This window comes from Blastococcus sp. TF02-09 (assembly GCF_003319105.1).
Classification (GTDB): Bacteria; Actinomycetota; Actinomycetes; order Mycobacteriales; family Geodermatophilaceae; genus Blastococcus.
This window is the reverse complement of the sequence record NZ_QOHH01000008.1, coordinates 46,680-66,647: the sequence shown is the minus strand read 5'-3', so window position 1 is coordinate 66,647 and position 19,968 is coordinate 46,680. Positions and strand designations below refer to the sequence as shown.

Here is a 19,968-nt window from a genome sequence, read left to right as displayed (position 1 = left end):
TGGATCGGTTTGTCGATCTTCCGTCGAGGGGAGACGTAGCCGGTGCCGCGCGCCTCCGCCCTGACTCTCCCCGACGGGGCCACCGACGACAACCCGGCCGGCGCGACCGCCTCCGTCCGCACCCGCCGCATCCGCCGGATCGCCCGCGAGGTGCTCGGCTACGACAGCTTCCGCCCCGGCCAGGAGGAGGCGATGCAGGCCGTCGTCGGCGGCCGCGACACCCTCGCCGTGCTGCCCTCAGGGGCCGGCAAGACCGCGATCTACCAGGTCGCCGGGCAGCTGCTCGACGGCCCGGTCGTCGTCGTGTCGCCGCTGATCGCCCTCCAACGCGACCAGGTCGAGCGGCTCACCGAGCTCGAGGAGGAGGCCGGCCGGGCGGCCCAGCTGAACTCGACGATGTCCGCCGCCGACCAGCGCGAGGCGCTCGCCGGCGTCGGGAACGGAACGGTCCGCTTCCTCTTCCTCGCTCCCGAGCAGCTGGCCAAGCCCGACGTCGTGGACGCCCTGGCCGCCGCGCGCCCGGCGCTGTTCGTCGTCGACGAGGCGCACTGCGTCTCGGCGTGGGGGCACGACTTCCGCCCCGACTACCTGCGGCTGGGCAACGCCGTCGAGCAGCTGGGCTCCCCCACCGTGCTGGCGCTCACCGCCACCGCCGCCCCGCCGGTGCGCGCCGAGATCGTCGAGCGGCTCGGCATGCGGGAGCCCGCGGTCGTCGTGGCCGGCTTCGACCGCCCCGAGATCCGCCTCGAGATGGACCACCACGCCGACGCCCGCGGCAAGGAGCTCGGCGTGCTCGACCGGGTGCTGACCGAGATCGGCGAGGGGCGGGGCCCGGGCATCGTCTACAGCGCCACCCGCAAAGGCACCGAGAGCATCGCCGCGGAGCTGCGCGAGCGCGGGCTGCGGGCCGGCCACTACCACGCAGGGCTCAGCAAGGCCGACCGCGAGGAGACCCAGCGGGCGTGGATGGACGACGAGCTCGACGTCGTCGTCGCCACCACGGCCTTCGGCATGGGCATCGACAAGCCGGGCACCCGCTTCGTGATCCACTCCGAGCCCGCCGACTCGGTCGACAGCTACTACCAGGAGATCGGGCGGGCCGGCCGGGACGGCGAGCCGGCGCTGGCGGTGCTCGTCTACCGGCAGGAGGACCTCGGGCTGCGCCGCTTCTTCGCGGCCGGCACCCCGGCCGAGGAGGAGCTCCAGCAGGTCGCCGGGCTCGTGGCCGCCGCGCCCGCCGCAGGCCTGGAGGACGGCGTGGACGTGAAGGCCCTCCGCGAGGAGACCGGCCGCGCCGCCAGCCCGCTGGTCCGCGACCTCAACCTCCTCGAGCAGGTCGAGGCCGTCGTCCTCGACGAGGACGGCGCCGCGCACCCCGCTGAGGGCGCCCCCAGCCCCGGCGAGGCGGCCGCGGCGGCCCGCGAGCTGGCCGAGCAGCGGGAGCGGGTCGACCAGAGCCGCGTGGAGATGATGCGCGGCTACGCCGAGACCACCGAGTGCCGCCGGCAGTTCCTGCTCGGCTACTTCGGCGAACAGCTCGACCAGCCCTGCGGCAACTGCGACAACTGCTCCAGCGGCGTCGCCCTCGAGCAGCCCGACCCCGCCGACCCCGGCGTCCCGTTCGCCACGGAGAGCGCCGTCGAGCACAGCGAGTGGGGCAACGGCGTGGTCATGCGCGTCGAGGACGACCGGGTCACCGTGCTGTTCGACGAGGTGGGCTACAAGACGCTGGCGCTGGCCGCCGTCGCCGCCCACGACCTGCTGCGCGTCCGCGGCTGAACCGCTTCGAGCTGCGGACGCCGCCCGGGGGCTTGATCATCGCAGGACGACCGGGGTGCACGCCTGGAGCAGACGGGCCGGGACCCCAGGAAGAGGAGTGCGCGCGTGAAGGTCCTCGGCATCAACGCGATCTACCACGATCCCGCGGCAGCCCTCGTCGTCGACGGGCAGATCGTGGCCGCCGCCGAGGAGGAGCGGTTCAGCCGGCGCAAGCACGGCAAGCGCCCCCTGCCGTGGAGCGCGTGGGAGCTGCCCGAGCTGTCCGCCGCCTGGTGCCTGGAGGCGGCCGGCATCCGCCCCGACGAGCTCGAAGCCGTCGCCTACTCCTTCGACCCCGGCCTGATGACGACGCCGGAGGACACCGGCCTGTTCGACGACGGCGACGTCATGCGCAAGAGGTACGCCGAGATGGCGCCCGACTTCCTCGCGCACGCGCTGCCCGGGCTCGACCCGGCGAAGGTCCGCTACGTCAAGCACCACGTGGCGCACGCGGCGTCGGCCGGGCTCGCCGCGCCGCAGCGGGACAACGCCGTCCTCGTGCTGGACGGCCGCGGCGAGGCGCACAGCCACCTTGCCGGGCGGTACACCGACGGGCAGCTGGAGATCCTCGCCGGCCAGGCGCTCCCCCACTCCCTCGGCCTCATGTACGAGGAGCTCACCGACCACCTGGGCTTCCTGCGCAGCTCCGACGAGTTCAAGGTTATGGCGATGGCCTCCTACGGCAAGCCGCGCTTCACCGGCGCGCTGTCCGAGCTGATCCGGGCCACGGACGACGGCGGCTTCCGCACCGAGAAGATCGACTTCACCGAGTTCGCCCCCCGCCTGCGCTCGGGCTGCCAGTGGACCGAGGCGCACGCCGACCTCGCCGCCAGCGTCCAGACGCGCCTGGAGGAGGTGCTCGTCGACCTCGCCCGCTGGGTGCACGCGCAGACGGGGGAGAAGACGCTCACCCTGGCCGGCGGCACCGCGCTCAACTGCGTCGCCAACACCCGGATCCTCGCCGAGAGCCCGTTCGAGCAGGTGTGGGTGCAGCCCGCGGCCGGCGATGCCGGCACCGCCCTCGGCGCCGCCCTGCACGTCGCCCGCGAGCTCGGCGAGGACACCCGGCCGATGCCCGGTGCGGCCCTGGGCCGGGGCTGGAGCGACGAGGAGATCGAGCGGGTCCTGCAGACGGCGGCCATCGACTACGAGCGGCCCGACGACGTCGCCGAGGCGGTCGCGGAGGTGCTCGCCGACAACGGCATCGTCGCCTGGTTCCAGGGCCGCAGCGAGTACGGCCCGCGCGCGCTCGGCCACCGCTCGCTGCTCGCGCACCCGGGGTACGAGGCCAACCTCGAGCGGATGAACGACGTGAAGGGCCGCGAGCAGTTCCGTCCCGTCGCGCCCATGGTGCTGCTGGAGAAGGCGCCGGGTATCTTCAGCCGGGGCCCCATCCCCTCGCCCTACATGCTCTTCGTGCACGACGTCGCCGAGGAGTGGCGCGACCGCATCCCCACGGTGACCCACGTCGACGGGACCGCGCGCATCCAGACGATCGACGCCGAGCAGCAGCCGCTGGTGCACCGGATGATCGCCGCCTTCGAGCGGCGCACCGGGATCCCCGTCGTGGTCAACACCAGCCTCAACACCGCCGGCCGGCCGATGGTGGACGACCCGAGGGATGCGCTGGAGTGCTTCGGCTCGGCGCCGGTCGACCTGCTGGCCATCGGCCCGTTCGTCGTCCGGCGGGCCAGGCCGACGTCCCGGACGGATAAGTGAGCCTTGTGCCACACGACCGGGTGATGCGCGTCTGACCTGGCAGATCGCGGGTACCGAGGTCGAGCCGTTCCCCATCGGGCGGCCCACAACCTAGGAGGACCTCATGGCCGCATCCGCGGACCGCAGCGGCACCGGACGCGCCGGGAAGACCTGGCCGGAGCTGCTCGCCCTGGCCTTCGGCGCCGTCTACCTGCTCATCGGCATCGTCGGCTTCTTCATCACCGGCTTCGACAACTTCTTCGGCAACGAGGTCGCCCCGGGCGTCCACCACGCCGACGAGAACCTGCTCGGGTTCATGATCAACCCGGCGCACAACGTGGTGCACATCCTGATCGGCGCCGTCGGTCTGGCGCTGTCCCGCACGCTCGCCGGTGCCCGCACCTACGGCTGGCTGCTGGCCGTCGGCTACGGCGCCGCGTTCGTCTACGGCCTGATCGCCGTCGGCGAGGACTGGGACTTCCTCAACCTCAACGGCGCTGACAACGTGCTGCACATCCTGACCGCGCTCGTCGGTCTGGCCATCGCGCTCGGCCCGGTCAACGACCGCGTGGACGCGCGTCGCAGCATCTGAGCAAGGACCCCGTGCCCCCCGGCACGGGGCCGCGAGCCCGGGCCGGGTCCCGGCGTCCCCTCGAGGGCGCCGGGGCCCGGCCCGCTCGCACGTCAGGGGCGGGTGCCGGACCGGCGCACCAGGTAGCCACCCACCCCGGCGACCACGAGACCGCAGACGAGCTGCGCGATCCCGACGCCGGCCTGGTCGCTGCCGAACCAGGTCACCGACGACACCAGCAGGACCAGGGCCACGCCAAGCACGAACAGGCCGGTCAGCCGGGCCCTGTCCTGCTCGGGCGTGCGCCGGGGGGAGCGGTCGGGGGTGCCGGAGGTCATGCCCCGGGTCTACCAGAGCAGCGGCCGGTCCGAGGGGCGGGGCCTCAGAGCTTCCGGAACAGCAGGATCTCGTCCCGGTCGTCCCCGGCGGCGACGCGGATCGCCCCCGGCAGGCGGCCCACCTCGGCGTAGCCCAGCCGGCGGTAGAACCCGTCGACGCCCGTGCCGCCGCGGGCGGTGAGCGAGACGAACTCCCAGCCCCGGTCCGCGGCGATGCGGTGCACACCCTCCATGAGCGCCCGGCCCAGCCCCCCGCCCTGGCGGGACGGGTGCACCTGCACCCGCAGCACGGCGCCCCAGTGCCGGCGCAGCGGGGACGGCGACCCGACCAGCGCCGCGAAGCCGGCCGTCTCGCCGTCGACGGTGAGCACGCACAGCACGGTGCGCCCGCAGGTCACGCCCTCGAGCAGGCGGTCGAGCACCGGTGCGACGTCCTCCACGCCCACCGGCGGGACGAAGCCGACGGCGCCACCGGCGTTGCTCACGTCCACCCAGCAGGCGAGCAGCTCGGCCCTCAGCGCGTCGTCGACGACGGTGACGGCACGGACGTCGACGGCGGGCACGACGGCCATCCTCCCCCGTCGCGCGGCACGAGGAACCAGGGGTTGTCAGGCAAGCGCGCGCTTGCCTATGGTGCGCGGCGTGGGCGACGTGTTCCGGGCGCTGGCCGACCCGACGCGGCGCGCGATCCTCGACGAGCTGCAGGAGCGCTCGGGCCAGACGCTGTTCGAGCTGGTCAGCCGGCTCGTGATGCGGCACGGCCTGACCTCCAGCAGGCAGGCCGTCTCCCAGCACCTCGACGTCCTGGAGGCCGCCGGCCTGGTCCGGACCCGGCGCGAGGGCCGCTACAAGTTCCACGACCTGGACACCGCACCGCTCCGTGCGATCACCGACCGGTGGCGCACCGACCCCCGGGAGAACCCGTGAACATCACCCTGACCAGCGTCTTCGTCGACGACCAGGAGAAGGCGCTGCGGTTCTACACCGACGTGCTGGGCTTCGTGGTGAAGAACGACGTCCCGATGGGGGAGCACCGCTGGCTCACCGTCGTCTCGCCCGACCAGCCCGACGGCGTCGAGCTGGTGCTCGAGCCCGACGAGCACCCGGCGGCCCGCGCGTACAAGCAGGGCCTGGTGGCCGACGGCATCCCCTACAACTCCTTCAGCGTGACCGACGTCCAGGCGGAGTACGACCGGCTGACCGCCCTGGGGGTCCGGTTCACCCAGCCGCCCACGCAGATGGGGCCGGTCACCACCGCCGTGCTCGACGACACCTGCGGCAACCTGCTCCAGATCGCCGCGACGTGAGCCCGCGGGGTCAGCCGGTCTTCGTCGGCGGCTTGCCCGCGAGGAGGGCGAGCCCCGCGGCGTCGCGGTCGTAGGCGCAGGCATCGCGCACGTCGCTCGGCGCGACGAGCGCGTCCAGGTCCTCGCCGCCCGACTCCGGGACGCCGCCGACCGGGGCCTCGGTGGGGCCTCCGGCGACCGTGCCGTCGGCCGGCTCGTCGCCGGTGGCCTCCTCCCCGGTTCCCTCGTCCTGCGCCGGCGGGTCCAGCGCCAGGTCGACGATGTCGCGGATCCGGTCGTAGTCGGGGTAGGCGGGGTCGATCACCGAGTTGTCGAAGACGACGCTGCGGATGTCGGCGTCCTTCACGAGGAACGCCAGGTCGACGAAGTCGTCCAGCGCCGAGCGGGGGATGTCGGTGAAGACGACGTCCTTGGTGGTGCGGGCCAGCTCCTGGTACTTGCGCAGCAGGGTGATCGGGTCGGCGGCGTCGACGATCGCGTCGATGGTGCAGCGCTGCCGGGCCATCCGGTCGTAGTCGGTGAGGTTGTACCGGCCGCGGGCGAACTCCAGGGCCGTGAAGCCGTCCAGGCGCTGGTTCGGCCCGGGGGCGATGAAGTCGTCGGGCAGGATGCGCTTCGTCGGCTCGCCCCCGATCGGCACCCAGTAGTTCACGTTCACCGTGATGCCGCCGAGCGCGTCGACCAGCCGGCTGAAGCCCTCGAGGTTGATCAGGACGTAGTAGTCCAGGTCCAGCCCGAGCGCCTCGCCCACGCCGAGCTTGAGGAAGTCGGCCCCGGGGTTGTCGGTGGGCCCGAGGGCGTCGGGGTGCATGGCGGGGCCGTTGCGGTAGACGGCGTTGAGCAGGCTCTCGCTCTCGCTGCCGGCGTCGAACCCGTCCGGGTAGAGAGCGGCCAGCGGGCTGTCCGCGGGGAAGGGTAGGTCCTCGAGGTTGCGGGGCAGGCTGAACAGCGTCGTGTCGCCGGTGTCGGTGTCGATGCTCGCGACGATCACGGTGTCGGTGCGCACACCCTCGCGCCCCACGCCGCCGTCACCACCGAGCAGCAGCACGTTGACCCGCTCCTGGTCGCCGAACGGGTCCGGGTCGTCGTCCTGGACGGTCGCCGAGCGGCCGTCCTCGGGGAAGACCTCGGCGATGAGGTCGCGCCCCTCGAGCGCGAACCGGCCCGCGACGGCCGCGGGGACGATGGCGGCCGCCAGCAGCGCCACGACCACCAGGCCGCCGACGGCGCGCAGACCGCGGCCGGTCCCGCGGGGCACCAGGAGCAGGTGGCCGGCGATCACGACCGCCGCCCACAGGGCCGTGCCCACGCCGATGCCGACGACGATCCACATGAGCGACGAGGTGTCCGCGGCCGCGCGGATCGCGGAGCGCTGCCCGCTGGTGGCCAGCCAGATCCCGGTGCCGGCCAGGACCAGGAACAGCGCGAGGACCACGCCGCCGAGCACCCGGCGTCCCGTCGCGAGGAAGCCGGTGCCGGGCAGGAGGGCGTTGAGCACCGTCCAGCCGAGGGCGCCGCGGAAGCTACGGGCAGGGTGCGGCGCACTGCGGGGCGCGCGGTGGGAGACGGGGGGCTCCGGCGCCCCGGACGCCGGCTCGGCCGGCGTCCCGGACGTGCTGCTCACCGGCGCATCGCCGCGGTCGGAGCCCAGGTCACGCCGCCATGCTCCCACCGATGGCGGCTCCAGGTCGCGCTGCGGGTCCTTCCCCGCCCGGAACCCTCGTCCGGGCGACACGCCGAGCGGCTCCGCTCGTGCGTGCGGGGGCCTCGGAACGGGCACCCCACGGGCACCCGTGCCCGCGGCTACGGCCGCGTAGGTTACGACGGCGTAGGTCGAGTCGACCCGGAGGTCCCCATGCCCCAGACGTCCCCGCAGGCAGCCGTCCTCACCGAGCTCGAGCCGGTGGTGGCGCAGAACCTCGACCGGCACATCCGGATGGCCAAGGAGTGGCACCCGCACGACTACGTGCCGTGGGACGAGGGGCGCAACTTCGCCTTCCTGGGCGGCGAGGACTGGTCACCCGAGCAGTCCCGGCTGGACGCCACGGCCAAGGCCGCGATGTTCGTCAACCTGCTCACCGAGGACAACCTGCCCAGCTACCACCGGGAGATCGCCACCCGCTTCGGCCGGGACGGCGCCTGGGGGCAGTGGGTGGGCCGCTGGACGGCGGAGGAGGGCCGGCACGGCGTCGCGCTGCGCGACTACCTCGTGGTCACCCGCGGCGTGGACCCGGTCGAGCTCGAGCGGGCGCGGATGGACTACATGACCACCGGCTACGACTCCGGCGACAAGACGCCGCTGGAGGCGGTGGCCTACGTGTCCTTCCAGGAGCTGGCCACCCGGGTCTCGCACCGCAACACCGGGCGCGCCACCGGCGACCCGATCGCGGACAAGCTGCTCGCCCGCATCGCGACCGACGAGAACCTGCACATGATCTTCTACCGGAACCTGGTGACGGCGGCGTTCGACATCGACCCGGACGAGATGATGAAGGCCGTGGCCAAGGAGGTCATGACCTTCGAGATGCCCGGCGCGAACATGGCGAACTTCCGCAAGAACTCGACGATCATCGCCAAGGCCGGCATCTACGATCTGCGGCTGCACCACGACGAGGTCGTCGCGCCCATCCTGCGCACCTGGAAGGTGTTCGACCGCACCGACTTCGGGCCCGAGGGCGAGCAGGCCCGCGAGCAGCTGGCGGAGTTCCTCACCGGCCTGGACGCGCAGGCGACGAAGTTCGTCGAGAGCCGCGAGCGGATGCGGGCCCGGATGGCGGCCAAGGGCGAGACGCCGGTCCAGGTCTGAGGGCTCTCGCCGCACCCGGGTGATCAACGCCCGTGAGCGGCCCTCTCGGGACGGGTGAGAGGGCCACCGACGGGCGCTCGGGACGGGCGCGCCCTGAGGGGCACCCGACCGGAACGTCGGCCCGTAGGCGGACAATCACCCCATGCGCCTGGCGACCTGGAACGTGAACTCGATCCGCATCCGGGCCGACCGGGTCGCGGCCTTCCTGCAGCGGCACGACGTCGACGTCCTGGCGCTGCAGGAGACCAAGTGCCGGGACGACCAGTTCCCGGAGATGGTGTTCAGCCCGCTGGGCTACGAGGTGGCGCACGTCGGACACTCGCAGTGGAACGGCGTGGCGATCCTGTCCCGCGTTGGGCTCGACGACGTCGAGATCGGCTTCCCCGGCATGCCGTCGTGGTCGTCGAAGGAGGGGATGGACCCCGCACCGGAGGCGCGCGCGCTCGGTGCCACGTGCGGCGGCGTGCGGGTGTGGAGCCTCTACGTGCCCAACGGCCGCACGCTCGCCGATCCGCACCTGCAGTACAAGCTGGAGTGGCTGGAGGCCCTCCGGGTGACGGCGGGCGGCTGGCTGGCGGCCGAGCCGGAGGCGCCGATCGCGCTCGTCGGCGACTGGAACATCGCCCCGCAGGACGACGACGTCTGGGACATGTCGGTCTTCGCCCACTCCACCCACGTCTCGCCGCCCGAGCGCGCCGCCTTCCAGGGGGTCGTGGACGCGGGCTTCGCCGACGTGGTGCGACCACTGGCCCCCGGCCCCGGCGTCTACACGTACTGGGACTACACGCAGCTGCGCTTCCCGCGCCGCGAGGGCATGCGGATCGACTTCGTCCTCGGCTCCCCCGCGTTCGCCGGCCGGGTGACCGGCGCGCTGATCGACCGCGAGGAGCGCAAAGGCAAGGGCGCCAGCGACCACGCCCCGGTGATCGTCGACCTCGCCGACCGACCCTGACCCCCGCTTTTCCGCGGAAAAGCGCGCCGCTTTTCCGCGGAAAAGCAGCCGGGCAAGGAGTTCGCCCGGGCGCACGCCTGGCGGCGGGGCTTCCCCGGCCTGTGACGACGTAGCGTGGTCCCTCGTGCTCGTGCTGCTGCCGCCGTCGGAGACCAAGCACCCCGGTGGGGACGGCGAGCCGCTCGACCTCGCCGCGCTGAGCGCTCCCGAGCTCACCGGCGTCCGCACCGAGCTGGCCGAGGCCCTGGTGAAGCTCGCCGACGACGTCCCGGCGGCCCGCGCCGCGCTGGGCGTCTCCGTGGCCCAGGACGACGAGATCGCGCGCAACGCCGCGCTGTGGACCGCGCCCACGCTGCCCGCCGTCGAGCGGTACACCGGCGTGCTCTACGACGCCCTCGACGTCCGCTCGATGACCCGGGCCCGGCGCGCGCGGGCCGACGCGCGCCTCGTCGTCGGCTCGGCGCTCTTCGGCCTGGTGCGCGCGCACGACCGCATCCCGGCCTACCGGCTCTCGGCCGGGTCGGCGCTGCCGGGGCTGCCGACGCTGCGCACGCTCTGGCGGCCGGCGCTGTCCCCCGTGCTCGCGGCGCTGCCCGGACTGGTCGTCGACCTCCGCAGCGGCTCGTACGCGGCGCTGGCCCCGCTGCCCGGCGCCGTCACGGTGCAGGTGCTCAGCGAGCGGCCCGACGGCACGCGGGCCGTCGTGAGCCACTTCAACAAGGCCCACAAGGGCAGGCTGGCGCGCCTGCTGGCCACGACGACCGCCGATCCGGAGGACGTCGTGGGGCTCCGGCGGCTGCTGAGACGGGCGGGGTTGCACGTGGAACATGACGGCGGCACCGCCCTCACACTCGTCGTGCCGACGTGATGTGCGTCGGTTCGGTTGCACGCTACTGACCCGGCGTGACATAACAGACACGACGAGGGACGGGCTCGAACCAGGTGGCCCGACGCCCTGCGCGACCCCCGGCGAGGCCGGGCAGAAGGGCTTCGGTGAACGACTCCGGGAACCGGACGACCGTTGGCGACGACACTGTCGACGACGCGCCGGCCGAGCAGTTGCGCGGCGACCGGGAACGGGTGGAGATCGCCGGCCGGCTGCTGCTGCGCAACCCCTCGGACAGCCTCGACCGGCTGGCCGACCTGGCCGCCCGCCTGCTGGGCGCGAGCACGGGCCAAGTGTCGCTGCTCACCGACGTGCAGGTCGTGGCGGCGCGCGCCGGCGCGCTCGCCGACCCGGTGGGCACGGAGACCCCGCTCGAGAACTCGTTCTGCGCGGTGAGCGCAGCCGCCACCGCTCCGCTCGTCGTGAGCGACGCGCAGGCCGACGCGCGGGTCAGCGCCACCTTCCCCGCTGCCAGCGGGCAGATCGGCTCCTACCTCGGCACCCCGCTCGTCACCACGGAGGGCGAGGTGGTCGGCGTCCTGTGCGTCTACGACGCCGAGCCCAGGGAGTGGTCGGCCGAGGACCTGGCGACCCTGCAGCGGCTGTCCAGTTCGGTCATGACCGAGCTGGAGCTCTCCGCGCTGGTGCGCGAGTACGAGGGCGACCAGCTCCGCTGGGGCCTGGCGACCGACGCCGCGAAGATCGGCACGTTCGACTGGGACCTCACGAGCGGCCGGTTGACTTGGGACGACCGGCTGATCGCCATGTTCGGCTACGACACCGAGGGCTTCGACGAGAGCATCGAGGCCTTCAACGACCGGCTGCACCCCGACGACCTGCCGAGGGTCACCGAGGCGCTGCAGACCTGCATCGACACCGGCGGGAGCTACGAGGCGCTGTACCGCATCGTGCTGCCGACCGGCGAGACCCGGTGGATCGAGGCTCGGGGTCGCGCGCTCCGCGAGCCCGACGGGACGACCACCCGCGTCCTCGGCGCGGCGTTCGACACCACCGACCAGCGGGACGCCGGGATGCGGGTCACCCGCGTGCTCGAGGCGATGCCCGCCGGCTTCTACAGCCTGGACCGCGACTGGCGGTTCACCCACGTCAATGCCGAGGCCAAGCGGCTCCTCGGCCGAGGCCACGAGGAACTGCTCGGCCAGGTGATCTGGGAGGCCTTCCCCGCCACGGTGGGCAGCGTCTTCGAGGAGGGTTACCGCAGCGCCGTGCGGTCCGGCGGGCCGGTGCAGTTCGACGCGTACTACCCCGCCCCGCTCAACGGCTGGTACGAGGTGCGCGCCTGGCCGACGCCCGACGGCCTGTCGGTCTACTTCCTGGAGGTCACCCAGCGGCGGCTCGCCCAGGAGCGGGCCGAGCGGTCGACCCGCCAGCTGGCGATCCTGGCGCAGGTCAGCGCCGAGCTGGCCGGCACCCTGGACACCGCGGTCGCCACTGCCCGGCTGCCGCGGCTGGTCGTTCCCGCGCTGGCCGACTTCTGCATGGTCACGATCATCGGCGAGGACGGCGTCCCCCGGGACGTGGGCAGCTGGCACCCCGACCCGGCCGCCCGGTCGCTGCTCGAGCGCTACCGCGAGGTCCGGCTGGAGGCGATGCCCCTGACCGGACCGATCGCCCGCGCCCTGAACACCGGCAAGGCGGCCACCTTCAGCGGCACGGACGTGGTCGATCTGCTGCCCGACGGCCCGGCCCGCGAGCTGCTGACCCTGCTCGCGCCCGAGACGGAGGTAGCGCTCCCGCTGCGCGCCCGCGGGCGGACGGTGGGCCTGCTGACGCTGTTCTACGCCCCGGGCCACGCCCCGAGCGCGGACGACGTCACCGTCGCGCAGGAGGTGGCCGACCGGGCGGGCCTGGCCCTGGACAACGCCCGGCTCTTCAGCGCCCAGCAGCAGCTGGCCGAGGGCCTGCAGCGCAGCATGCTCACCGACCCGCCGACACCCGACCACGCGGAGATCGCCGTCCGCTACCTACCGGCGGCCGAGGCGGCCCGTGTCGGCGGTGACTGGTACGACGCGTTCCTGCAGGCGTCGGGCACCACGATGCTGGTCATCGGCGACGTCGTCGGCCACGACACCGAGGCGGCCGCCGCGATGGGCCAGCTGCGCTCGCTGCTCCGCGGCATCGCCACCTACAGCGACGCCCCGCCGGTCGAGGTACTGCGTGGCCTCGACGCCTCCATGGCCACCCTCGGGGTGGGCACGTTGGCCACCGCGGCGGTCGCCCGCTTCGAGCAGACGCCGGAGGAGGTGGGGCGCGGGGTCACCCGGATGCGGTGGGCCAACGCCGGGCACCTGCCCCCGCTGGTCGTCAACGCCGACGGCAGCGTCGCCGAGCTGGCCCCGTGGGTCGGCGACCTGATGCTCGGCGTGGACGCCACCGCGGAGCGGCACGAGTCGGTGATCACCCTCGACCGCGGCTCCACCGTGCTGCTCTACACCGACGGTCTGGTCGAGCGCCGCGACGCCGACCTCGACCAGGGCCTGCTGCGGCTGCGGACCGCCCTCACCGAGCTGGCCGGGCTGCCGCTGGACGACCTGCTCGACGAGATCATCGAGCGGCTGGTCCAGGGCCGGCCCGACGACGACGTCGCCCTGGTCGCCGTCCGCCTGTACCCCGAGTAGAAGGACCCCGCGGCCGGCCCAGACGGATCCGGCGCCCGCTCACCAGGCCCCGTCCAGAGGCTCGGCCCGAGCCTGCGAGGGCTGAGGAGGACGGGGTCCTTCTTCAGGGGGTCCTTTGGTTGTCGCGGCGGACGGTCGCCTTGCGGCCCTTGATCATGGTGGCCCGGAGCGAGCTGATGACCTCGTTCGCGGCGGGCTCCGGCACCTCCACCAGCGCGAACCGCTGGTGGATCTCGATCGCGCCGATGTCGCGGCCGGTCAGCCCGGTCTCGCCGGTGATGGCGCCGACCAGGTCGCCCGGGCGGATCCCCGCCTCCCGGCCCAGGCCGACGAACACCCGCGCCGTCGGCCCGCCCGGGGTCCGGCGGGCCGGACGCTCGCCGCGCGCACCGGCCGGGCCCCGGCCGGCGTCGCGGTCGGTGCGGAAGCGGACCTGCGGGATCTCCTCGTCGTCGTCGACGCCCCCGGCCGCCTCGTGGGCGAGCTTGACCGCGGCCAGCGCCACCTCCATGAGGTCGAACTCGTCGGCCAGCGTCTCGACCACGACCCGGAAGCGGTCCAGCTCGTCGCCGAGCAGGCTCTCGCGCAGCGCGGCGCGGGTCAGGTCCAGCCGGCGGGCGCGCAGGTCGGCCACCGTGGGCACGGTCTGCACCGCGATCGTCGCGCCGGCGACCTTCTCGATGGTCTTGAGCTGCCGGTGCTCGCGCGGCTCGGCGAGGGTGATGGCGACGCCCTCGCGCCCGGCCCGGCCCACCCGGCCGATGCGGTGCACGTAGGACTCCGGTGCCGAGGGGACGTCGTAGTTGACGACGTGGGTGAGCTGCTCGATGTCCAGGCCGCGGGCGGCGACGTCGGTGGCGACCAGCAGGTCCGCCGTCCCCGCGCGGAGCCGGCCCATGACCTTGTCGCGCTGCTCCTGGCTCATGCCGCCGTGCAGCGGCTCGGCGCGGTAGCCGCGGCCGTTGAGGGTCTCGGTGAGGGTGTCGACCTCCTCGCGGGTGCGGCAGAAGACGATGGCGGCCGTGGGCGCCTCGATGTCCAGGATGCGGCCGAGGGCGGCCGGCTTCGCCGCGCGGGGGACGACGTAGGCGGTCTGCCGGACCCGCGGCGAGGAGCCGGCCGCGGCCTGCTCGCGCGCGATGGTGATCCGGGCGGGGTCGCGCAGGTGGCGCCGGGCGAGCGCGTCCAGCCGGCGCGGCATGGTGGCCGAGAAGAGGACCGTCTGCCGCTGCTCGGGCGTGGCGTCGAGGATGGCCTCGAGGTCCTCGGCGAAGCCCATGTCGAGCATCTCGTCGGCCTCGTCGAGGATCACCGTGGCGACCTCGTCCAGCCGCAGGCTCCCCCGGTTCAGCAGGTCCAGCGCCCGGCCGGGCGTGGCGACCACGACGTCGACCCCCGCGTCCAGCGAGCGGAGCTGCCGGACGATCGGGGCGCCGCCGTACACCGGCAGCACCCGGGCGCCGAGGTCCTTGCCGTAGCGGTGGAACGCCTCGGAGACCTGCACCGCCAGCTCGCGGGTCGGCACCAGCACCAGCGCGACGGGGGCGCGGTCGCTGCGGTGCGCCTCGAGGCGCTGCAGCACGGGGAGCGAGAAGGCGGCCGTCTTGCCGGTGCCCGTCGCGGCCTGGCCGAGCACGTCGCGGCCCTCCGCCACCAGCGGGATCGCCTCGAGCTGGATGGGGGTGGGCTCCTCGTAGCCAAGGGTGGTCAGCGCCTGGAGGAGCTCGGGGCGGAGGCCCAGGTCGGCGAAGGTGGGACCGTCCGGATCGCTGTTCATCGCCGCCCATCGTCCTCTGCCCACCGGAGCGGTTCCCTCTGGCCCCCTCTACCGCTCTCTAGCAGCAGAGCTAGACGGCCTGAGACGATGCCATGGAGCCGCCCGCCCTCGCCGAACCATGCGATGTCGTGGCCATCGACGGTCGATGGCCCCGAGTTCGCATGGTTAGGCGGAAAGGGCAGCCCCATACCGCCTCAGACGGGGCGGGGAAGGCGGCGCGCCTCGCGACGGCGGCGCAGCCCGCGCAGGGTGCGGACCGCGACCAGCAGCTCGGCCGGCTCCTGGCGGTCACCCCCGGCGATGTCGGCGAGCTGCGCGGCGGCCCTCCCCTGCGCCGCGTCCCAGGTGTCGGCCCAGGTCGCGACCAGCGCGTGCGGGTCCTCGTCGTCCCGGCTGCGCAGGCCGAGCACGTCCTCGGTGAGGGAGGCCTGCTCGAGGGCCAGGTCGTCGCGCAGGGAGGCCCGGGCCATGGACGGCCAGCGCCGGTCGCGCGGCAGGGCGATGACCAGCTCCCGCAGCGGCACCAGGCCGAGCCGCTCGGACAGGCACTGCAGCACGCGGCCGGCCAGCTCCACGGGCGCACCGGTGCGTTCCGCGACGACGGCCAGGTCGAGGGCGGCGGGCATCAGCGGGGCGGCGGCGATCTCGTCGGCCAGCTCGCCGGGCACCCCGGCGTCGCGCAGCCGGCCGGCCCGCGCGGCGTAGGCCTCGGCCTCGGCACCCAGCAACCAGCCCGGCAGCCCGGCGCGGACGGTCGCGGCCGCGGGACCGAACCGGTCCGTCACGGCACCCAGGGGCAGCGGCGGCTCCGCGGTCACGTCCCGCTGACGCAGCAGCCAGCGCGCGCCGCGCTCGGCCAGCCGGGTCGCCTCCCCGCGCAGCTCCACCTGGACGGCGGCGGGCACCCGGTTGTCCAGCGGCCGGACGGCGTCCCACATCCGGTCGACGTCGAAGACCGCGCGCGCGACGGCGTGCGCGCGCACCACGGTCGCCGGCGGCACCCCGCTCTCCTCCGCGAGCCGGTACAGGCCGGTCACCCCGGCGACGTTGACCGCGCGGTTGGTCAGCGCGGTCGCCACGATCTCGCGGCGCAGCGGGTGGGCGGCGACGTCCTCGGGGAAGCGCTCGCGCAGCGCCCGGGGGAAGTAGTCGACCAGCAGCCGGTCCAGCGCGGGGTCGTCGGGCAGCGAGGAGCCCAGCACGGCGGCGTCGGTGTCCAGCTTGGCGTAGGCCAGGAGCACGGAGAGCTCGGGGCTGGTCAGCCCCTGGCCGTCCCGGCGCCGCTCCCCCAGCTGCCGGTCGTCGGGCAGCGCCTCCACCGCCCGCTGCAGCCGACCGGAGCGCTCCAGCGCCCGCAGAAAGCGCTGGTGGGCGTCCAGGAGGCTGCGCGCCGAGGCGGTCTCGGCGGCCAGCCTCGCGTTCTGGGCGTGGTTGTCGGTGAGGACGGCGGCGGCGACCTCCTCGGTCATCTCCTCCAGCAGCGCCGCGCGGTGCTCGGCGTCCAGCGCACCGCGGGCGACCACCCTGTTCAGCGCGATCTTGATGTTGACCTCGTGGTCGGAGGTGTCGACGCCCGCGGAGTTGTCGATGGCGTCGGTGTTCACCCGCCCGCCGGCCAGCGCGTACTCGATCCGGCCGCGCTGGGTCAGCCCGAGGTCGCCGCCCTCGCCCACGACCCGCACCCGCAGCTGGCCGCCGTCCACCCGGACCGCGTCGTTGGCCTTGTCCCCCACGTCGGCGGCGCTCTCGACCGCCGCCTTCACGTAGGTGCCGATGCCGCCGTTGAACAGCAGGTCGGCCGGGGCCAGCAGGATCGCGCGGATCAGCTCCTCCGGGCTCAGCGCGCTGATGCCCTCGGCCAGACCCAGCGCCTCCCGCATCTGCGCGGAGACCGGCACCGACTTCGCCGTCCGCGGCCACACCCCTCCCCCGGCGCTGATCAGCGCGGGGTCGTAGTCCGCCCACGAGGAGCGCGGCAGGTCGAACAGCCGCCGGCGCTCGGCGAACGACGTCGCCGCGTCGGGCGAGGGGTCGACGAAGACGTGCCGGTGGTCGAAGGCCGCCAGCAGCCGGATGTGCTCGGACAGCAGCATGCCGTTGCCGAACACGTCGCCGGACATGTCGCCGACGCCGACGACGGTGAAGTCCTGCCGCTGCACGTCGAGGTCGAGCTCGCGGAAGTGGCGGGTCACCGACTCCCAGGCGCCGCGGGCGGTGATGCCCATGGCCTTGTGGTCGTAGCCGACCGAGCCGCCGGAGGCGAAGGCGTCGCCCAGCCAGTAGCCGCGCTCGACCGCGATCGAGTTGGCCAGGTCCGAGAAGGTCGCCGTCCCCTTGTCGGCGGCGACCACCAGGTAGCTGTCGTCGCCGTCGTGCCGGACGACGCGCTCGGCGGGGACGACGGCGCCGTCGACCAGATTGTCGGTGAGCGACAGCAGCGCGCCGATGAAGATCTTGTAGCAGGCCTGACCCTCGGCCAGCTGCGCCTCGCGGGAGGGGTCGGCGGGCGGCCGATTGACCACGAACCCGCCCTTGGCGCCGGTCGGCACGATGACGGTGTTCTTCACCATCTGCGCCTTGACCAGGCCGAGGACCTCGGTGCGGAGGTCCTCGCGGTGGTCGGACCAGCGCAGCCCACCGCGGGCGACGGCGCCGAAGCGCAGGTGGATGCCCATCACCCGCGGGGAGCTCACCCACACCTCGCGGGCCGGGCGCGGCTCGGGCAGGTCGGGCACCGACGCCGGGTCGAGCTTGAGCGCCAGCACGGGGTGGGGCGGCGCGGACATGGCGTAGTAGGTGGTGCGCTGGGTGGCGAGGATGGCGGCCAGGAGCGAGGACAGCACGCGGTCGGCGTCCAGAGACTCGACCTCGCCGATCGACCGGCGCAGCGAGCCGGCGAGCACGGCCTGCCGCTCGTCGCGGTCCCCCGTGGTCCGCGGGGAGAACCGCGCCTCGAACAGGGCGACCAGCCGCGACACGACGTCGGGATGGGCGGCCAGCGCCGACTCGACGTAGGCCTGGCTGAACGGCAGCCCGGCCTGGCGCAGCCACTGCACGTAGGCCCGCACGACGCCGACCTGCCGCCAGTTCAGCCCGGCCAGCATCACCAGCGCGCCCAGGCCGTCGTCCTCCGCGTCGCCGCGCCACACCGCGCCCAGGGCGTCGGTGAACCGCGCGGGCAGCGAGCGCAGCAGGGGGAGGTCGACCGCGGGGACGGCGACGCCGAAGTCGTAGACCCAGGACCGCGCGCCCCCGATCCGGTCGATCTCGTAGGGCCGCTCGTCGACGACGGAGACGCCCATGTTCTGCAGCAGCGGCAGCACGTCGGACAGCAGCAGCCGCTCCCCCACGCGGTAGACCGTCAGCCGGCGCTCGCCCGGGCCGGCGCCGGACGGCGTCCACAGCCGCAGCGCCAGCTGCCCGGGGGCCAGGCCCTCGAGCCGGGCCAGGTCGTCGACGGCCCGCTCCGCCGGGAAGTCGTCCTGGTAGGCGGCCGGGAAGGCGTCGGCGACGCGGGCGAACAGCTGCTCGCCGTCGGCCCCGTGCCGGGCGACCAGCGCGTCGGCGAGGTCGTCGGTCCAGCTGCGGGCGGCCGCGGCCAGCTCGGCCTGCAGCGCGTCGGGATCCACCGCCGTCGGTCCGGGGCGGCCGGTCCGGCCCGCCGGCAGGCGGACGACGAAGTGCAGCCGGGCCAGCACCGACTCGGTCGACCGGGCGGTGTACTCGATGCTCGTGCCGCCCAGCCGCTCCAGCAGCAGCTGCTGCATGCGGGTGCGTACCTCGGTCGTGTACCGGTCGCGCGGCAGGTAGACCACGGCCGACCAGAACCGGCCGGTCGGGTCCTGGCGCAGGAACAGCCGGGTCTGCCGCCGCTCCTGCAGGTGCAGGACGGCGTCGGCGACCGGCAGCAGCTCGTCGGTGCCGACCTGGAGCAGCTCGTCCCGGGGATAGGTCTCCAGGACCTCGAGCAGCTCCTTGCCGGTGTGGCTGTCGGCGGGCACGCCGGAGCGGGCGATGACCTCCGCGGCCCGCCGCCGCACGAGGGGCACGTCGAGCACGCTGGCCGAGGAGGCCGACGACGGGAACAGACCGACGAAGCGGTGCTGCCGGTACCCGTCGCCGCGCGGCAGCGTCACGGCGACCAGGTCGAGCCAGGCCCGCCGGTGCACCGACGAGCGCGCGTCGGCCTTCGTGACGGTGAGCAGGTGTCGGCCGGGGACCTGCGCGGCCTCCGGGGGCGAGGCGGGCCCGCGCTGGTCGGTGTCGCTGCGCAGCACGCCCAGCCCGCTGCCGGGCACGGGCCGGACGCCCGGGGCCTCCTCCCCCGTGGCGATGTCGACGTCGCGGGCGCCGAGGAGGACGAGGTTGCCGTCGGCCAGCCAGCGCAGCAGCGCCGCCGCCTCCGCCGGGTCGTCGGCGGGATCCGCGCCGGCCGGCGGGGCGGCGTCGCCGGCCTGCGCCTCCAGCGCTCCGGCGAGGTCGAGCAACCGGGCGCGCAGCCGCGGTCCGTCCTCGTCGACGGCGCGGACGTCGTCGAGCACGGTGCGCAGGCCCGTGACCAGGTCGGCGGTCGCCTCGTCGTCCAGCGGCCCGTCGAGCACGACCGCCATCCAGGACTCGGCGAGCGCGTCGGCGCCGCAGCCGTCGGGGTCGCCGCTGTCGCAGAACGCCAGGAGCCGGCCGCGGACGTCGCGGCGCACCACGAGCACCGGATGCACGACGTGCGCGATCCCGACGCCCTGCCGGACCACCTCGGCGGTGACGGAGTCGACCAGGTGCGGCATGTCGTCGGTGGCCAGCCGGATGACGGGGATGCCGGCCTCGGTCCGGTGGACGTCCACCAGCGCGGCGCCCGGGGGCCGGGTGCCGGCGGCGGTCACGTGCCCCAGGACGAGGTCGGCCAGCTCGCGCGGCTCGCGGCCGAGCACCTCGGCGGCGGGCTCGCTCCCGTAGTAGCGCCGCATCAGCGCCGGCAGGTCCTCCGCGGTGCAGCCCGCCGGGTACCGGGCGTCGGGGCCCAGGTCGTCGACGGCGGCCCGCGCCGCCTTCTCCAGGAGGCGGCGCTTCTCGTCGCGGGCCGCTTCCAGGGCGGCGAGCTCGGTCAGCGAGCCGGTCGCGGTGCCGCCGTCCGGAATGCCCGGGACGACGCCGGTGGGGCTCGGCATGCGCGCGACGC

Annotated in this window: 14 protein-coding genes; 9 read left to right on the top strand and 5 right to left on the bottom strand. The window is 74.4% G+C overall.

Annotated features, from left to right (window positions below; genetic code table 11):
* Positions 1 to 42 precede the first annotated feature (42 nt).
* From DQ239_RS13255 to DQ239_RS13245, 3 genes are all read left to right on the top strand, one after another.
* Positions 43 to 1,779, top strand: coding sequence for an ATP-dependent DNA helicase RecQ (locus tag DQ239_RS13255; protein WP_233489183.1), 1,737 nt, complete (start codon positions 43 to 45; stop codon positions 1,777 to 1,779).
* A 105-nt stretch (positions 1,780 to 1,884) separates the two neighbouring features.
* Positions 1,885 to 3,537, top strand: a complete 1,653-nt coding sequence (locus DQ239_RS13250) for a carbamoyltransferase C-terminal domain-containing protein (RefSeq protein WP_113834891.1) — start codon at positions 1,885 to 1,887, stop codon at positions 3,535 to 3,537.
* 103 nt (positions 3,538 to 3,640) lie between these two features.
* A complete protein-coding gene (locus DQ239_RS13245; protein WP_113834890.1) occupies positions 3,641 to 4,108 on the top strand; it encodes a DUF4383 domain-containing protein in 468 nt (155 codons plus the stop codon).
* Positions 4,109 to 4,200: 92 nt separating this feature from the next.
* Here DQ239_RS13245 and DQ239_RS13240 read toward each other — a convergent pair whose 3' ends face one another.
* Both DQ239_RS13240 and DQ239_RS13235 read right to left on the bottom strand, forming a co-directional pair.
* Positions 4,201 to 4,425: a hypothetical protein gene (locus DQ239_RS13240; protein ID WP_113834889.1), complete on the bottom strand. Its 225-nt coding sequence runs from the start codon at positions 4,423 to 4,425 to the stop codon at positions 4,201 to 4,203.
* A 44-nt stretch (positions 4,426 to 4,469) separates the two neighbouring features.
* Complete coding sequence (locus DQ239_RS13235) at positions 4,470 to 4,988, bottom strand: GNAT family N-acetyltransferase (RefSeq protein WP_233489180.1); 519 nt, start codon at positions 4,986 to 4,988, stop codon at positions 4,470 to 4,472.
* Between the two features lie 79 nt (positions 4,989 to 5,067).
* Here DQ239_RS13235 and DQ239_RS13230 point away from each other — a divergent pair, with 79 nt between their 5' ends.
* Together DQ239_RS13230 and DQ239_RS13225 are read left to right on the top strand one after the other, a co-directional pair.
* Positions 5,068 to 5,352, top strand: a complete 285-nt coding sequence (locus DQ239_RS13230) for a metalloregulator ArsR/SmtB family transcription factor (protein WP_199582982.1) — start codon at positions 5,068 to 5,070, stop codon at positions 5,350 to 5,352.
* Positions 5,349 to 5,732, top strand: a complete 384-nt coding sequence (locus DQ239_RS13225) for a VOC family protein (RefSeq protein WP_113834886.1) — start codon at positions 5,349 to 5,351, stop codon at positions 5,730 to 5,732. Before DQ239_RS13230 ends, DQ239_RS13225 begins: the two co-directional genes overlap by 4 nt.
* Positions 5,733 to 5,742: 10 nt before the next feature.
* Here the strand turns inward: DQ239_RS13225 and DQ239_RS13220 are convergent, their stop codons facing one another.
* Entirely contained in the window at positions 5,743 to 7,356 is a 1,614-nt protein-coding gene (locus DQ239_RS13220; RefSeq protein WP_113834885.1) for an LCP family protein, read from the bottom strand.
* Between the two features lie 231 nt (positions 7,357 to 7,587).
* Between DQ239_RS13220 and DQ239_RS13215 the strand changes: the two genes are divergently transcribed.
* The 4 genes from DQ239_RS13215 to DQ239_RS13200 all read left to right on the top strand — a co-directional run bounded on the left by DQ239_RS13215 (position 7,588) and on the right by DQ239_RS13200 (position 13,015).
* A complete protein-coding gene (locus DQ239_RS13215) occupies positions 7,588 to 8,538 on the top strand; it encodes an acyl-ACP desaturase (protein WP_113834884.1) in 951 nt (316 codons plus the stop codon).
* A gap of 142 nt (positions 8,539 to 8,680) precedes the next feature.
* Entirely contained in the window at positions 8,681 to 9,490 is an 810-nt protein-coding gene (locus DQ239_RS13210) for an exodeoxyribonuclease III (protein WP_113834883.1), read from the top strand.
* 124 nt (positions 9,491 to 9,614) lie between these two features.
* Positions 9,615 to 10,358, top strand: a complete 744-nt coding sequence (gene yaaA / locus DQ239_RS13205; RefSeq protein WP_113834882.1) for a peroxide stress protein YaaA — start codon at positions 9,615 to 9,617, stop codon at positions 10,356 to 10,358.
* 125 nt (positions 10,359 to 10,483) lie between these two features.
* Positions 10,484 to 13,015, top strand: coding sequence for a SpoIIE family protein phosphatase (locus DQ239_RS13200; RefSeq protein ID WP_113834881.1), 2,532 nt, complete (start codon positions 10,484 to 10,486; stop codon positions 13,013 to 13,015).
* A 103-nt stretch (positions 13,016 to 13,118) separates the two neighbouring features.
* Here the strand turns inward: DQ239_RS13200 and DQ239_RS13195 are convergent, their stop codons facing one another.
* Positions 13,119 to 14,792, bottom strand: coding sequence for a DEAD/DEAH box helicase (locus DQ239_RS13195; protein WP_113834880.1), 1,674 nt, complete (start codon positions 14,790 to 14,792; stop codon positions 13,119 to 13,121).
* Between the two features lie 194 nt (positions 14,793 to 14,986).
* Positions 14,987 to 19,957 carry an NAD-glutamate dehydrogenase gene (locus DQ239_RS13190; RefSeq protein ID WP_113834879.1) on the bottom strand — a complete coding sequence of 1,657 codons (4,971 nt, stop codon included), beginning with the start codon at positions 19,955 to 19,957 and terminating at the stop codon, positions 14,987 to 14,989.
* Between the last annotated feature and the right edge of the window lie 11 nt (positions 19,958 to 19,968).

Excerpts from the sequence above, each read along its gene's own strand:
- DQ239_RS13245 (WP_113834890.1), top strand. The coding sequence starts at position 3,641 with ATGGCCGCATCCGCGGACCGCAGCGGCACCGGACGCGCCGGGAAGACC.
- DQ239_RS13240 (WP_113834889.1), bottom strand. The coding sequence starts at position 4,425 with ATGACCTCCGGCACCCCCGACCGCTCCCCCCGGCGCACGCCCGAGCAG.
- DQ239_RS13215 (WP_113834884.1), top strand. The coding sequence starts at position 7,588 with ATGCCCCAGACGTCCCCGCAGGCAGCCGTCCTCACCGAGCTCGAGCCG.
- DQ239_RS13210 (WP_113834883.1), top strand. The coding sequence starts at position 8,681 with ATGCGCCTGGCGACCTGGAACGTGAACTCGATCCGCATCCGGGCCGAC.
- DQ239_RS13195 (WP_113834880.1), bottom strand. The coding sequence starts at position 14,792 with ATGAACAGCGATCCGGACGGTCCCACCTTCGCCGACCTGGGCCTCCGC.
- DQ239_RS13190 (WP_113834879.1), bottom strand. The coding sequence starts at position 19,957 with ATGCCGAGCCCCACCGGCGTCGTCCCGGGCATTCCGGACGGCGGCACC.